Here is a 13,899-nt window from a genome sequence, read left to right on the forward strand (position 1 = left end):
AATTTACAGTTACTGAAGGATAGCAAAACGTTTGGCCGCACCGCACGAACCGTGTAACTACATGTAACCAAACCCTGTCAATACAGGTGAATTAGTTGTCTTGATGCAACACTTGCCGGACGGCTTCGACGCGCGCAGCATGCACGGCCCCCGGAATCTCCGTCTTGCGCTCGGCGTGGCGGGCCGCGACCTCGCCGGCGTTGACGGCGCGCGCCGCGTCCAGCGCGCGCGCCAGGTGCGGTCCCTGGGGCCGCTCGCCTTCCCCGCAACCGGCCGCCAGCAGCATCTGGGCGAAGCGCTCCGGCTTACGGAAGGCGTCGCAGCGTTCGAACAGCGTGACGATGGCTTCGGCGGGCAGCGCCAGCGCCCGGCCGACCTCGTCCTGCTCGCGCGCCGTCATCACGGCCAGGTCGCGGCACTCGTTGGGCACCTTGAGGCGCTTGCACACGGCCTGGATCGGCTCGACGGCCGCCAGAGTGCGCATCAGCACCGCGAAGCGCACTTCCAGCGGGTGGCCGAGTGTGGCGGCGCGGTCGATCGTGCGCAGCGCCGGCTCGTTCCACAGCGCGTCCAGTTCGGGCAGGATGCGCGGCAGCGCGCCGCAGTCGCGCAGCACCTCGAGCATGCGCGACGGCTGGCGCTCCATCAGGCCGCGCGCCAGCTCCTGCCAGACGCGCTCGGGCACCAGGGCGTCGACCTCGCCCTCGTCGACCATGCGGCGCATCAGGGCGTTGGTGCTGTCCGCCACCGTGAAGTCGGGCAGGCGCGCGGCGAAGCGGGCGATGCGCAGGATCCGCACCGGGTCTTCGGCGAAGGCATCGGACACGTGGCGGAACAGGCGCGCCTGCAGGTCTTGCCGGCCGTTGTGCGGGTCGACGATGCTGCCGTCCTCGGCCTGCGCCATGGCGTTGATGGTCAGGTCGCGCCGCACGAGGTCCTGCTCCAGGGTGACGTCGGGCGCGGCGTGGAACACGAAGCCGTGGTAACCGGGCGCGGTCTTGCGCTCGGTGCGCGCCAGCGCGTATTCCTCTTGCGTTTGCGGATGCAGGAAGACCGGGAAATCCTTGCCGACGGCGCGAAAACCGGCCTTGATCATCTGCTCGGGAGTGGCGCCGACCACCACGTGGTCATGGTCCTTCACGGGCAGGCCCAGCAGGGCGTCGCGCACGGCGCCGCCGACGATATAACTGCGCATCGTCATTCGCCCGGCAGATCGGCGTCGTGCAGCGGGGTCGGATCGGTCTCGGCCATGGCTTCATTCACCCAGCGCGCCACCGCCGGGTGGGCCAGCACGCGGTCGCAATAGGCCTGCAATGCCGGGGCCAGCGCCACGCCATAGGTCTTGAAGCGGCACACCACCGGCGCATAGAAGGCGTCGGCGATCGAGAACTCGCCGAACAGGTACTGGTGGTGGCCGAAGCGCGACAGGCAGTCTTCCCAGATCTCGCAGATGCGGCCGATGTCGGCCTGGGCGCCGGGCGTGCGTCCGCGGCCCGGCAGGCGCGCCTGGATGTTCATCGGCATGCTGTTACGCAGCTCGCCGAAGCCGGAGTGCATCTCGGCCACGATCGAGCGCGCCAGCGCGCGCGCGGCCACGTCTTGCGGCCACAGATGTTTATCGGGGAACTGCTCGGCCAGGTACTCGACGATCGCCAGGCTGTCCCAGACCGTCATGTCGCCCGACATCAAGACCGGCACCCGTCCCGCGTGCGAGTAGCGCGCGATCTCGTTGGCGGTGTCGGGCTGGTCGAGCAAGACTTTCACTTCGGTGAATGGAATGCCGAAGGCGACCGCCGCGACCCAGGGCCGCATCGACCACGAGGACAGGTTCTTGTTGCCGATGATGAGGGTTAAACCGGGGTGTCGGGTTGCGTCGAGCGTGCGGGCAAGGATGGGGTCGCGTTCGATGGTCTGCATGGTTTGTCGTTTATTTTTCAGCGCCCGGCATGGGTGCGATAGGCGTCGAGGCGGTCGTGCCGGTTGAGGTAGTGCGGCGCGGCCGACTCGATCGCCGTGAGCTTGATCCCGAGCGACTCGGCTGTCAAGGCATGGGTGTCGGCGGCCACGACATTGTCGACCAGCATCGAATCGAGGTTGTCGCGGCTGACCAGGGGATCCCCCGGCAACAGCTCGAACAGGCGCGCCTGCAGGCGCGCCGCCCAGTCGGGCAAGCCCAGCACCGGGCGCTCGCGGCCGGCGAAGCGGCCCGCCAGCCGCACCAGCTGGCCCAGGGTATACACGGCCGGGCCGCCCAGCTCGATCGTGGCGTCGCGCAGGTCGGGCCGGGCCAGGGCGATCGAAAAGGCGGCGGCGACGTCGCCCACGTAGACCGGCTGGAAGCGCGCGCAGCTGGCCGCCAGCGGCACCAGCGGCAGGTGGCGCTGCAGGCGCGCGAACATGGTCAGGAAGTGGTCGCCGGGACCGAACACCACCGAGGGACGGAACACGGTGGCCGCGACCGTCGGCTGGCTGCGCGCGGCCAGTTCGCCGTCGGACTTGGAGCGGCCATACATCGAGGAGCTGGAAGCGCTGGCGCCGAGCGCGCTCATGTGCAGGTAGCGCGGCACGCCCACGTCGGCGCAGGCGGCGGCGATGCGGCGCGGCAGCTCCACGTGCAGGTGGCGGAAACCCTCGCCATAGGGCCGGCCGTGGCCGCCATGCAGCACGCCGACCAGGTTGATCACGGCGTCGCGCCCGGCCAGCAGCTTGCGCAACACGGCGTCGTCGTGGATATTGGCCACCTCGACGTCGACGCCCGGCAGCATGGTCAATTGCTTCGCGCTTTCGTAGTGGCGTACGGGCACCAGCACGCCCACGCCGTCGTCGGACAGCCGCGCGGCCAGGTGCTGGCCGATGAAGCCGGTGCCGCCGATCAGCACCACGTTCGGTGGCCGCACGCTCACGCTCGTCCTCCCCGGCTCAGTCCAGGACCGAAGCGCTGCCAGGGCGCGGGCTGATCGTGCCCAGGCGCGCCTTCAGCGATTGCGGCTTGCCCTCGAAGATCGAGGCATAGTTGGTGGCATTGGCCATGACGTTGCGCACATAGCCGCGCGTCTCGGTGAAAGGGATGGTCTCGACGAAGATCGCGCCTTCCATCGGCGCGTCGAGCCGGCCGCGCCAGGTGCGGGAACGGCCCGGGCCGGCGTTGTAGGCCGCCGTGGCCAGCACCTGCGAGCCTTCGAAGTTCTCGAGCACCATATTCATGTAGTTGGCGCCGAGCGTGATATTCGTATGCAGGTCGTTGAGCATGGTGTGCACGAAGTTATCCAGGCCAATCTTGGCCGCCACCCACTTGCCGGTGGCGGGCATCACCTGCATCAGGCCCGAGGCGCCGACGCCGGAACGGGCGTCGCGGATGAAGCGCGACTCTTGCCGGATGAGGCCATACACCCAGGCTTTATCGAGGCTCAGGCCCTGGGCGGTGGGCTTGAGGACCTCGAGATGGGGCGCCGGGAAGCGCTGGTCGTAGCTCAGCTCGGTGCGTGTGCGCAGCGAGGTCTCGACCATGCGGTCGAGGTGCTCGTTGCGGCGCGCCAGCTCGGCGGCGGCCAGCAGCTGACGTTCAGACAGCCCGCGCAAGCCCCAGTTCCATTCACGGTTGCCTTCCGCGCGCAGGCTCAAACGGTAAAATTTCAGCGCCCGCTGCAGGCTCGCATTATTGGTCGCCTGCGACAGTTCCGGCGCCGTGATCGGCGCCACCGGTGGCGGCGCGACGATCTGGTTGCCCAGCTCTTCATGCGCCAGCTGGGTATAGAAGGTGGTCTGGGCGGCGATGCCCTGCCACAACGCGCGCGCCTCTTGCGTGCGGCCTTCGGCCTGCAGGGCGCGGCCCAGCCAGTAGATCCAGGTCGACTCGGCGCGCAGGTTCGGCGGCATCGCCTCGATGGTGGCGCGCACTTGTTTCCAGTCGCCGCGGCGCAGCGCCATGCGCGTCTTCCACTGCATCTGGAATTCGGTGAGCGTGGCGCCCTTGGCGCGGTCCCAGTAGCCGTGCGCCTCGGGCGCCAGCGCGATCGAGGCCGCCAGCGCCACGCTGGCCCAGCCGATGGCGCGCTCTTCGCTGGAGAGTTGCGGCCCGTTCTTTTCCAGGCTCGCGACGGCGATCTTGAGCGTGGTGCGCGCCATGCGGCCGACCGCCACCAGGTAGAGCTCACGCTCGGCGCGGGTCTTGCCGACGCCGCGCGCCAGCGCCACCGCGGGCAGGTCGACCGCCTGGGCGGCGCGCGTTTCGGGCAGGCCCAGCAGCACGGCGACGCGGCGCGCGGGCCCGGTAGTATTGTCCAGGCCGGCAATGCGCAGCTGCCACAGCAGGTCGGCCTGGGTGAACTGGCCGTTGCCGGCCAGTTGCGCGATCAGGCCGCTGCAGGCGTCGCCATAGCCGGCCGGCGTCTTCAACAAGGCGCGCGCTTCGTCGGCCACCCGCTCGCCGCGTTCGGCGCGCGCCAGCAAGGCGTAGCAGCGGATCTGCAGGCTGCCGGTCCCGGCCAGCGCGCCGGCTTCGCGCTCGAAGGTATTCCATTCGCGCCGCTTGCCCAGCTCGATCAGCCATTCGGCGCGCAGCTGCTCGGCCACCGCCGTGCCCTCGTGGCGGCGCAGCACCTGCAGCACCTCATCCTGGATGGCATCGCGCAGGCGCGGTTTCAGACGATAATAGTCGACGTAGGATGCCAGCGAGTAATTCGACGGCAGGCGCGAGGCGATCGCATTGACGCGCGCGCCGTCGTTCTGGCGCGCCGCTTCGCGCAGCAGCAAGAAATTGTCGTCATCGGCGCGGCTGTCGGCCACCAGCGCCGGCCCGGCGGCGGGCACGCCCACCGTACCGGCGCCGGGAACGGACGGCGCACCGGCCGGGATGGACGGCAGCGCCACGTCGGGCGCGGGTGCATCGGGGTCTTCCTGGGCCATCACACCTGCAGGCAGTGCGCAGGACAGAACAAGGGCAATAGCGGCCGGCCACAAGCCGGCTGACAATTTCGATTGAAACATCCACAACTCTCACATTACGCTGCATTGAAACCATGACCGGCGATCAAAGAATACCACGCGCCTCCGCGCCTCCACCAGACACGGCAGCGAGCAAACTTGCCCAGCAACAGGACAAGGCGCTGTTGCGCAACACGCTCAAGGCGCTGCGGCGCGCGATCGATCCGGCCACCAGACACGCCTGGGACGACCGCATCGGCGCGCGGGTGATTGCCTGGTGCCGCGCGCATTCCCACCAAACGCTGGGCGTGTACTGGCCGCTGGCCGGCGAACCGGACTTGCGTCCAGCCTACGCGGAATTGGCTCAAGCAGGCGTACGGCTGGCATTGCCGGTGGTGGTCGAACGCGATGCGCCCTTGGGATTCGCCGAGTGGCTGCCTGGTGAGCCGACGGTGACGGACCGGCTGGGCGTGGCGGTGCCGGCCGAGCTGCGGATGGTCGAACGGCCACCGGCTTTGCTGGTGCCCTGCCTGGGCTTCAATGCTTCAGGGTATCGGGTGGGGTATGGGGGCGGGTTCTATGACCGGACGCTGGCGCCCGAGCCGAGGCCGGCGACGGTGGGGATCGCGTATGCGTGCCAGTTGGTGGCCTTCGATGGCGACGCGCACGACGTGCCGTTGGATAGCGTGATTACCGAACGTCACGATGATGTAAACGTGATTTGAACGCGTCGGCGGCAAAGCCGCCAACCCTACGTAGGGTTGGCAGCTATGCTGCCGACGCGTTCAACCGGCTGCTGAACAGCCGCGGATCAAGCCCGCAACCGCTGCCAGATCGCCGTCGTCGGCGCCGCCTGGTTCATGCTGTAGAAATGCAGCCCCGGCGCGCCGCCCGCCAGCAGGCGTTCGCACAGCCCCGTCACGACGTCCAGCCCGAAGGCCTTGATCGAGGCGCTGTCGTCGCCGAAGCTGGCCAGCTTGAGGCGCACCCAGCGTGGAATCTCGGCGCCGCACATATCCGAGAAACGCATCAGCTGCATATAGTTCGTGATCGGCATGATGCCGGCCACGACCGGCACATCGACGCCCAGCTTGCGCACATTGTCGACGAACTGGAAGTACGCATCGGCATTGTAGAAATACTGGGTGATGGCGGCATTCGCCCCGGCCTGCACCTTGCGTGCGAACGCCTGCAGGTCGTCCTGCGGCGAACGCGCCTGCGGGTGCATCTCGGGATAGGCCGCGACCTCGATGTGGAACCAGTCGCCGGTTTCCTGGCGGATGAATTCCACCAGCTCGCTGGCATAGCGCAGCTCGCCCGCGCCGCCATAGCCGCTCGGCAGGTCGCCGCGCAGGGCCACGACGCGACGGATGCCGCTGTCCTGGTATTGCTTGAGGACGTCGCGGATCGATTCGCGCGTGGCGCCGATGCAGGACAGGTGGGGCGCGGCCTCGTGGCCGGCGGCCTGGATCTCGCGCACTGTCGCCAGCGTGCCCTGCTGGGTGCTGCCGCCGGCGCCGAAGGTCACCGAAAAATACTTCGGATTGAGGTCGGCCAGCTTTTCGCGCGCGATGCGCAGTTTCTCCGCGCCTTCCGGCGTCTTGGGCGGGAAGAACTCGATACTGAAATCAGGAGTTTCCATCTTTGTCGGAAAGAAGCAAGGTAGAGAGCGCCCACGAAATGATGCTGTACAGGATGGCTGCCAGGAAGGCCGACCAGAAACCCGCCACCTCGAATCCACCGACCACATTCGACACCAGCCAGAACAGCAAGGCATTGATGACCAGGATAAACAGGCCCATCGAGACCAGGGTGACCGGCAGGGTCAGGAGCACCAGCACCGGACGGATCAGGGTATTGACCAGTCCGAGCACCAGCGCCGCGATCAGGGCGGTGCCGATGCTGGAAACTTCGACGGAGTGCATCAGGTAAGGCAGGGCCATCAGGGCCGCGGCATTGATCAGCCAGGTAACCAGCAAGCGCATCGGTACAGACTTTCGTGGTACGCGTACGCCGCACGCAAAAAAGGTACGGCGCACGGTGTTTAGATAAGCGAAACGTCCCGAAGGACGTTTCACATGACTACAAGCCGCTACCGATCAATAACGGTAGTGTTCCGGCTTGTACGGGCCTTCCTGGCTCACCGAGATGTAGTTCGCCTGCTCTTCGGTCAGCGTGGTCAGCTGGGCGTTGAGCTTCTTGAGCTGCAGGCGCGCCACTTTCTCGTCCAGCTTCTTCGGCAGCGTGTACACGCCCACCGGATACTGCGCGGTGTTCATGAACAGCTCGATCTGGGCGATGGTCTGGTTCGCGAACGACGAGCTCATCACGTACGACGGGTGGCCGGTGCCGCAACCCAGGTTCACCAGGCGGCCTTCGGCCAGCAGGATGATGCGCTTGCCATCAGGGAAGATGACGTGGTCGACTTGCGGCTTGATGTTGTCCCACTGGTACTTCTTGAGCGCGGCGACTTCGATTTCGTTGTCGAAGTGACCGATATTGCAGACGATCGCCTGGTCCTTCATCTTGAGCATGTGCTGCTCGGTGATGACGTGATAGTTGCCGGTGCAGGTGACGAAGATGTCGCCGTGTTCGGCGGCGTAGTCCATGGTCACGACGCGGTAGCCTTCCATCGCCGCCTGCAGTGCGCAGATCGGATCGATCTCGGTGACCCACACCTGCGCCGACAGCGCGCGCATGGCTTGGGCCGAACCTTTACCCACGTCGCCGTAGCCGGCGATGACGGCGATCTTGCCCGCGACCATCACGTCGGTGGCGCGCTTGATACCGTCGACCAGCGATTCGCGGCAGCCGTACAGGTTGTCGAACTTCGACTTGGTGACGGAATCGTTGACGTTGATCGCCGGGAAGGCCAGCTTGCCCTCTTGATGCATCTGGTACAGGCGGTGCACGCCGGTGGTGGTTTCTTCGGTCACGCCTTTGATTTCAGGCAGGCGCTTCGAGTACCACGACGGATCGCGCGCCAGGCGGCCCTTGATCGCGTTGAACAGGCAGATTTCTTCTTCCGAACCCGGCTTGTCCAGCACCGAGATGTCTTTCTCGGCGCGCACGCCCAGGTGCAGCAGCAGGGTCGCGTCGCCGCCGTCGTCCAGGATCATGTTGGCGTGGTTGTCGCCTGGCCATTCGAAGATGCGGTGGGTGTATTCCCAGTACTCGTCCAGGGTCTCGCCCTTGATGGCGAACACCGGGGTGCCGACCGAGGCGATGGCCGCGGCGGCGTGGTCTTGCGTCGAGTAGATATTGCACGATGCCCAGCGCACGGTGGCGCCCAGGGCTTCCAGGGTGCGGATCAAGACCGCGGTCTGGATGGTCATGTGCAGCGAACCGGCGATGCGCGCGCCCTTCAGCGGCTGCGTCGCGGCGTATTCTTCGCGGATCGCCATCAGGCCCGGCATCTCGGTTTCGGCGATGCGGATTTCCTTCTCGCCCCAGGAAGCCAGGGAGATGTCGGCGACGATGTAGTCTTGGGAGTCTTTGAGTACGGCGCTCATCACGCCCTCCTTTCAATGTTTAGAAAAAAGTAACGTGAGCGCAGTTGCTTGGATATCCGAGCCTGGCAGAGAGGGACCTCTCTGTCGCAACGCTCCTCGGAACGGGGTAGTTTAGCACGCCTGGATGGCGGGGGGAATGCTTGTTGGATCGCGGGATGGCGCGTGGGGTCGGCGGCCATGCCGCCGCCCCCACGGTCGTTGACGCTTATGCCAGGCCGGCAGCGGCGCGCAGTTCGGCCGCCTTGTCGGTGCGTTCCCAGCTGAATTCCGGCTCTTCGCGACCGAAGTGGCCGTAGGCCGCGGTCTTGCAATAGATCGGGCGCAGCAGGTCGAGCATCTGGACGATGCCTTTTGGACGCAGGTCGAAGTGCTCGTTGACCAGGGCCGCGATTTTCTCGTCGGAGATCACGCCGGTGCCTTCGGTGTACACGGTGATGTTGATCGGACGCGCCACGCCGATCGCGTAGCTGACCTGCACCTGGCACTGGCGCGCCAGGCCGGCGGCGACGATGTTCTTGGCGACGTAGCGCGCGGCGTAGGCGGCCGAACGGTCGACCTTCGACGGATCCTTGCCGGAGAACGCACCGCCGCCGTGCGGGGCTGCGCCGCCGTAGGTGTCGACGATGATCTTGCGGCCGGTCAGGCCGCAATCGCCCTGCGGACCGCCGATGACGAAGCGGCCGGTCGGGTTGACCAGGAAGCGGGTTTTATCCAGCCACTCGCGCGGCAGGGTCGGCTTGATGATCTCTTCGATGACGGCTTCTTCGATCTGCGAATGGGTGACGTCGGGGTGGTGCTGGGTCGACAGCACGACGGTGTCGACCGCGACCGGACGGCCGTCGACGTAGCGCAGGGTGACCTGCGATTTTGCGTCCGGACGCAGCCATGGCAGGCGGCCATCCTTGCGCAGCTGCGACTGGCGCTCGACCAGGCGGTGCGAATAATAGATGGCGGCCGGCATCAGCTCTGGCGTTTCGTCGCAGGCATAGCCGAACATCAGGCCCTGGTCGCCCGCGCCCTGGTCGAGGTCGATGCCGGCGCCTTCGTCCACGCCTTGCGCGATGTCGGGCGACTGCTTGTCGTAGCAGACCATGACGGCGCAGCCCTTGTAATCGATGCCGAAATCGGTATTGTCGTAGCCGATGCGCTTGATGGTGTTGCGCGCCACCTGGATGTAGTCGACGTTGGCGTGCGTGGTGATCTCGCCGGCCAGCACCACCAGGCCGGTGTTGCACAGGGTTTCGGCGGCGACGCGCGCGGTCGGGTCTTGCTCGAGGATGGCGTCGAGGATGGCGTCGGAAATCTGGTCAGCGACCTTGTCCGGGTGGCCTTCGGAGACGGATTCGGAAGTGAAGAGGTAGTCGTTCGACATGTAGGCTCCAGTTACTGTTCACATGAATTGCCGCAGCAAACTGTTGCCTGCGACGCTTTAGCGACATTTATATTCCGCTTCGCAAGTTGTCTGTTAACTCGGCGGATCCAGCATAAAGTGGTATTTTACGCTTCCTTGGAATTTTGGTGTGGAAACGCACGCGCAAACGCAACGCGATCCGACACCCATCAATCGACATGTTAGTAGTCATTTTCCGTATCTTATCTATTTTCCCGTTGCCAGTCCTGCACGCCTTGGGCGCCGCGCTGGGCTGGCTGGTCTATTGGCTGTCGCCGTCGTACAAGCGCCGCCTGCGCGCCAACCTGGCCCAGGCCGGCTATGACGCGCACTGGAAACAGGCCGTGTCCGAGGCCGGCAAGGCCGCGATCGAGCTCGCCTTCGTATGGTGCGCCAAACCGGAACGGGTTGCCAGGCATGCCACGGTGGAAAACTGGGAACTGGTCCAGGAAAAACTCGACGCCGGCCGCGGCATTGTGTTCCTGACGCCACACCTGGGTTGCTTCGAAATGACGGCGCAGCAGATCGCGCTCAAGACGGCGTTGACGGTCATGTATCGTCCGCCGCGCAAGGACGCGCTGCGGCCGCTGGTCGAAGGCGCACGCGCGCGCCACAACCTGCACCTGGCGCCGGCCAACCTGTCCGGCGTGCGCATCCTGGCCAAGACCCTCAAGAGCGGCCAGCCCATCGGCTTGCTGCCCGACCAGGTGCCGCAGGAAGGCGAAGGCGTGTGGGCGCCTTTCTTCGGCCGCAACGCCTATACGATGACCCTGCCGGCCAAGCTGGCCCAGCTGGGCAAGGCCGACATCCTGCTGGTGTACGCCGAGCGGCGCCCGCACGGCGCCGGTTACATCGTGCGCTTCGTGCCGTTCGACGGTGACCTGAGCGGCAGCGCCGCCGAGCAGGCGGCGGCGATCAACCGCGCCATGGAGCAGCTGATCGCGCGTGCGCCGAGTCAGTATTTCTGGAGCTATAACCGCTACAAGCAGCCGGAAGGCGTGGCCGGTCCGGAAAGCGAGGTCGCGGCATGAGGGTGTTGCTCGGAATCCTGTGGCTGCTGCATTTCCTGCCGTTGCCCATCCTCGGCCGCATCGGCGAATCGATCGGCAGCCTGATGTTCATGATCATGGGCCGGCGCCGCCACATCGCGCTGACCAATCTGCGCCTGACCATGCCCGAACTGGACGAGCGGGAACGGCGCCGCATCGCGCACCGGCACTTTCGCGCCTATGCGCGCAGCATCGTCGAGCGCTCGATCCTGTGGTGGGCGCCCGAGGAACGCGTGCGCAGCCTGATCCAGGTCGAGCCGGCGGTGCCGCAGGCCGAGATGGAAGCCGGCCCCACGATCCTGCTGTGCCCGCACTTCGTGTGCCTGGACGTGGCCGGCGTCGCCTCGCGCGTGATCCCGGTGTGCAGCATGTACGTGCCGCAAAAAAACGAAGCCTTCGACCGCCTGCTGCGCCACGGCCGCGAACGCTACGGTCCGGTGCGCCTGGTGACGCGCAAGGAAGGCATCAAGCCGATCCTGCGCGCGCTGCGCGACGGCCTGCCCTATTTCATGCTGCCGGACATGGATTTCGGCGAAAAGGATGCCGAATTCGTGCCCTTCTTCGGCGTGCAGGCCGCGACCCTGACCGCGCTGGGGCGCATCGCCGCCACCACCGGCGCCAAGGTGATCCCGGTGATCGCGACCTATCTGCCGAACTACCAGGGCTGGCGCGTGCGCTTCTACCCGGCATGGGAAAACTACCCGGGCGACGACATGGTCGAAGCGACCCGCCGCATGAACGCCTTCATCGAAGAGCGCGTGCGCGAGGCGCCGGAGCAGTATTTCTGGACCCACAAGCGCTTCAAGACCCGTCCGCCGGGTGAACCTTCGCTGTATGATTAATTTATGAAACTGAAATTCACCAAGATGCACGGCGCGGGCAACGACTTTGTCGTGATCGACGCCATCAACCAGGAGATCGACGTCGACGGCATGAGCGCCGACGGGTGGCAGCGCCTGGCCGACCGCCGCTTCGGCATCGGCGCCGACCAGATCCTGGTCGTCGAGCGCCCGGTCGACGCCGGCGTGGTCTTCCGCTATCGCATCTTCAACAACGACGGCAGCGAAGTCGAGCAGTGCGGCAACGGTTCGCGCGCCTTCGTGCGTTTCGTGGTCGAGAAAGGCCTGACGCAGGAACGCAGCATCCGCGTGCAGACCATGTCGGGCGTCATCAATCCGCGCCTGGAAGACGACGGCAACGTGACGGTGGACATGGGCGCTCCGCGCCTCGATCCGGCCGAGGTGCCGTTCGACAGCGCCGGCCTGGACGGCAAGCCCGAAGGCGAGGACACGCTGTGGCCGTTGCCGGTCGGCGGCGAGGCCACGCAGATCTCGGTGGTCTCGATGGGCAATCCGCATGCGGTGCAGGTGGTGCACAACGTCGACACGGCGCTGGTGGAGCAGACCGGCCCGCTGATCGAACACCATGAGCGCTTTCCGAAACGCGTCAACGCCGGCTATATGCAGGTGGTCGACCGCCATCATATTCGGCTGCGCGTGCATGAACGCGGGGCCGGCGAGACGCTGGCCTGCGGCACCGGCGCCTGCGCGGCGGTGGTCGCCGGCATCCGGCGCGGCCTGCTCGATTCGCCGGTGCGCGTGTCCGCCCGCGGCGGCGAGCTCAGCATCGCCTGGGCGGGAGCGGGCCAGCCGGTCTACCTGAGCGGACCGGCGGTGTCGGTGTTCGAGGGCGAAGTCGAAATCTGACGCCGCCGTCACCACGTTCCAGGGCGCCGGTGGCGCCCTTTCCATTTGCAGTCCTGTCTGTTTTCAGGCCGCCAGCTCGATGTCGGCGCCGCCGTCGGCGTCGTTGCCGGGGATCGCCACATTGAGCAGGGTGCGCAGCCGGTACAGGCGCTGCCGATAATTTCCTTCCGGCCCAGCCGGACCGCAGTCGACCTGCTCGAACAGGCGCACGATGCGATCCAGCGCCTCGCGTTCCTGCGCCGATTCCACCATCACCAGTCGCCGCTTGCTGCGCCCGTAACTGGCGCGGATGTCGATGACGAGGCAATGGCCCTGGTCGGCGGCCCCCACGTCCAGCAGCAGCGCTTCGGCGCGCGACAGGCCGAACAGCGCCGCCAGCTCGATGCGCGCGGCCAGCAAGGGATGCGCCGCCAGCGCGTCGGTGTGGCTGGCCAGCAGCCGCCCGGTTTCGGTGTACGGCGCGGCCGTGGCGCGCGGCGCGATCTTGCGCAGCAGCTCGACGGCTTCGTGCGAGCCCTGGGCCGCCGCCTTCTGCAGCCAGTACACGGCGCGCACGTCGTTGTTCTCGTTCTCGCGGCGCGCGCGCCAGGCATTGTGGCCGCATTCGAGCTGGGCGTCGCGATACCCCATCTCGGCGGCCCGCTGCAGGTAGCGCTGGGCATCGGCCACGTTACGCTGCGAAAACTCGGGCTTGATATAGATGCGCGACAGCGCATACCAGGCCTCGGCCAGGCCCTGTTCTCCGGCCAGGTTCAGCCACCGGATCGCTTTCTTGAAGTTGGCGACATGCGCGTTCGCGACATGCGCGTTGGCGACATGCGCGTTCGCGACGTGCGCGTTGGCGACGTGCGCGTTGGCGACATGCACATCCGCGACCTGGCCATTGCTGCAACGCCTGCCATCGACCCGCATGCGCGCGCAGCGCAGGCCCAGCGCCAGCTGTGCATGGGCGTCATGCTCGGCCGCGGCCAGCTCCCAGAACACGGCCGGTTCGCCCGGTTGGCAGCGCGCCGCCGCCGCGCCGGCGTCCAGCGCCTGCAGGCCGCTGACGCCATCGAGGGCCGGGTCGAGCAGGCGCGCGCAGCGCGACAGCAGGGTGATCTCGTCGGGGGCGAAACGACGCATTTCTCCTTGTTCGCCGCGCTCGCTGACCAGCGCGCGCGCCTGCGGCAGTGCGCGCTCGAGGTAGTCGTCCCAGCGGCGCGCCGTCCATGCCTCGTCGAGCGCGGCGTACTGCGCCGCGCCGGCGCCTGGCGGACGCGGCGACCGTTCCTGGCCGGACTGGGACACCGGCGGGCGCGCCGGCGGACGCCCGGCGG

Annotated in this window: 13 protein-coding genes and 1 riboswitch; of the genes, 4 read left to right on the plus strand and 9 right to left on the minus strand. The window is 66.9% G+C overall.

Translation table 11 applies throughout. The features are described from left to right. Positions 1-91: 91 nt before the first annotated feature. The 4 genes from HMPREF9710_RS02720 to HMPREF9710_RS02735 are packed head-to-tail and all read right to left on the minus strand — an operon-like array spanning position 92 to position 4,905. Positions 92-1,195, minus strand: a complete 1,104-nt coding sequence (locus HMPREF9710_RS02720) for a multifunctional CCA addition/repair protein (protein ID WP_040775517.1) — start codon at positions 1,193-1,195, stop codon at positions 92-94. A 2-nt stretch (positions 1,196-1,197) separates the two neighbouring features. Continuing rightward, positions 1,198-1,917 carry a glutathione S-transferase family protein gene (locus tag HMPREF9710_RS02725; RefSeq protein ID WP_005663679.1) on the minus strand — a complete coding sequence of 240 codons (720 nt, stop codon included), beginning with the start codon at positions 1,915-1,917 and terminating at the stop codon, positions 1,198-1,200. 17 nt (positions 1,918-1,934) lie between these two features. Then, positions 1,935-2,903, minus strand: a complete 969-nt coding sequence (locus tag HMPREF9710_RS02730) for a complex I NDUFA9 subunit family protein (RefSeq protein WP_005663681.1) — start codon at positions 2,901-2,903, stop codon at positions 1,935-1,937. 16 nt (positions 2,904-2,919) lie between these two features. Continuing rightward, positions 2,920-4,905, minus strand: a complete 1,986-nt coding sequence (locus tag HMPREF9710_RS02735; protein WP_005663683.1) for a lytic transglycosylase domain-containing protein — start codon at positions 4,903-4,905, stop codon at positions 2,920-2,922. A 113-nt stretch (positions 4,906-5,018) separates the two neighbouring features. Here HMPREF9710_RS02735 and HMPREF9710_RS02740 point away from each other — a divergent pair, with 113 nt between their 5' ends. Then, entirely contained in the window at positions 5,019-5,648 is a 630-nt protein-coding gene (locus HMPREF9710_RS02740; RefSeq protein ID WP_005663686.1) for a 5-formyltetrahydrofolate cyclo-ligase, read from the plus strand. Positions 5,649-5,734: 86 nt separating this feature from the next. On the opposite strand, the gene metF is transcribed toward HMPREF9710_RS02740, so the two are convergent. The 4 genes from metF to metK form a co-directional block, all read right to left on the minus strand. Further along, a complete protein-coding gene (gene metF / locus HMPREF9710_RS02745; RefSeq protein ID WP_005663688.1) occupies positions 5,735-6,565 on the minus strand; it encodes a methylenetetrahydrofolate reductase [NAD(P)H] in 831 nt (276 codons plus the stop codon). Continuing rightward, entirely contained in the window at positions 6,552-6,908 is a 357-nt protein-coding gene (locus HMPREF9710_RS02750) for a phage holin family protein (RefSeq protein ID WP_005663690.1), read from the minus strand. The genes metF and HMPREF9710_RS02750 overlap by 14 nt, the downstream gene beginning before the upstream one ends. A 114-nt stretch (positions 6,909-7,022) precedes the next feature. Next, positions 7,023-8,435, minus strand: a complete 1,413-nt coding sequence (gene ahcY / locus HMPREF9710_RS02755) for an adenosylhomocysteinase (RefSeq protein ID WP_005663692.1) — start codon at positions 8,433-8,435, stop codon at positions 7,023-7,025. Between the two features lie 29 nt (positions 8,436-8,464). Beyond that, positions 8,465-8,539: riboswitch (S-adenosyl-L-homocysteine riboswitch) on the minus strand. 101 nt (positions 8,540-8,640) lie between these two features. Next, a complete protein-coding gene (metK, locus tag HMPREF9710_RS02760; protein WP_005663694.1) occupies positions 8,641-9,807 on the minus strand; it encodes a methionine adenosyltransferase in 1,167 nt (388 codons plus the stop codon). Positions 9,808-9,983: 176 nt separating this feature from the next. Between metK and HMPREF9710_RS02765 the strand changes: the two genes are divergently transcribed. From HMPREF9710_RS02765 to dapF, 3 genes are read left to right on the plus strand one after another with little or no spacing between them, the layout of a single operon-like run. Continuing rightward, positions 9,984-10,856 (plus strand): lysophospholipid acyltransferase family protein, encoded by an 873-nt coding sequence (locus HMPREF9710_RS02765; protein ID WP_267871911.1) that lies wholly within the window; start codon positions 9,984-9,986, stop codon positions 10,854-10,856. Next, a complete protein-coding gene (locus tag HMPREF9710_RS02770) occupies positions 10,853-11,716 on the plus strand; it encodes an LpxL/LpxP family acyltransferase (RefSeq protein ID WP_005663698.1) in 864 nt (287 codons plus the stop codon). Before HMPREF9710_RS02765 ends, HMPREF9710_RS02770 begins: the two co-directional genes overlap by 4 nt. A gap of 3 nt (positions 11,717-11,719) precedes the next feature. After that, positions 11,720-12,580, plus strand: a complete 861-nt coding sequence (dapF, locus tag HMPREF9710_RS02775; RefSeq protein ID WP_005663700.1) for a diaminopimelate epimerase — start codon at positions 11,720-11,722, stop codon at positions 12,578-12,580. Between the two features lie 63 nt (positions 12,581-12,643). Here the strand turns inward: dapF and HMPREF9710_RS02780 are convergent. Beyond that, a partial coding sequence (locus HMPREF9710_RS02780; RefSeq protein WP_005663702.1) for a tetratricopeptide repeat protein occupies positions 12,644-13,899 on the minus strand: 1,256 nt, incomplete at its 5' end.

It is taken from the genome of Massilia timonae CCUG 45783, assembly GCF_000315425.1.
Lineage (GTDB): Bacteria > Pseudomonadota > Gammaproteobacteria > Burkholderiales > Burkholderiaceae_D > Telluria > Telluria timonae.

Bases quoted from the DNA above. Each gene is read 5' to 3' on its own strand.
- HMPREF9710_RS02720 (WP_040775517.1), bottom strand. From the start codon at position 1,195: ATGCGCAGTTATATCGTCGGCGGCGCCGTGCGCGACGCCCTGCTGGGC.
- HMPREF9710_RS02725 (WP_005663679.1), bottom strand. From the start codon at position 1,917: ATGCAGACCATCGAACGCGACCCCATCCTTGCCCGCACGCTCGACGCA.
- HMPREF9710_RS02735 (WP_005663683.1), bottom strand. From the start codon at position 4,905: ATGGCCCAGGAAGACCCCGATGCACCCGCGCCCGACGTGGCGCTGCCG.
- HMPREF9710_RS02740 (WP_005663686.1), top strand. From the start codon at position 5,019: ATGACCGGCGATCAAAGAATACCACGCGCCTCCGCGCCTCCACCAGAC.
- metF (WP_005663688.1), bottom strand. From the start codon at position 6,565: ATGGAAACTCCTGATTTCAGTATCGAGTTCTTCCCGCCCAAGACGCCG.
- HMPREF9710_RS02750 (WP_005663690.1), bottom strand. From the start codon at position 6,908: ATGCGCTTGCTGGTTACCTGGCTGATCAATGCCGCGGCCCTGATGGCC.
- ahcY (WP_005663692.1), bottom strand. From the start codon at position 8,435: ATGAGCGCCGTACTCAAAGACTCCCAAGACTACATCGTCGCCGACATC.
- metK (WP_005663694.1), bottom strand. From the start codon at position 9,807: ATGTCGAACGACTACCTCTTCACTTCCGAATCCGTCTCCGAAGGCCAC.
- HMPREF9710_RS02770 (WP_005663698.1), top strand. From the start codon at position 10,853: ATGAGGGTGTTGCTCGGAATCCTGTGGCTGCTGCATTTCCTGCCGTTG.
- dapF (WP_005663700.1), top strand. From the start codon at position 11,720: ATGAAACTGAAATTCACCAAGATGCACGGCGCGGGCAACGACTTTGTC.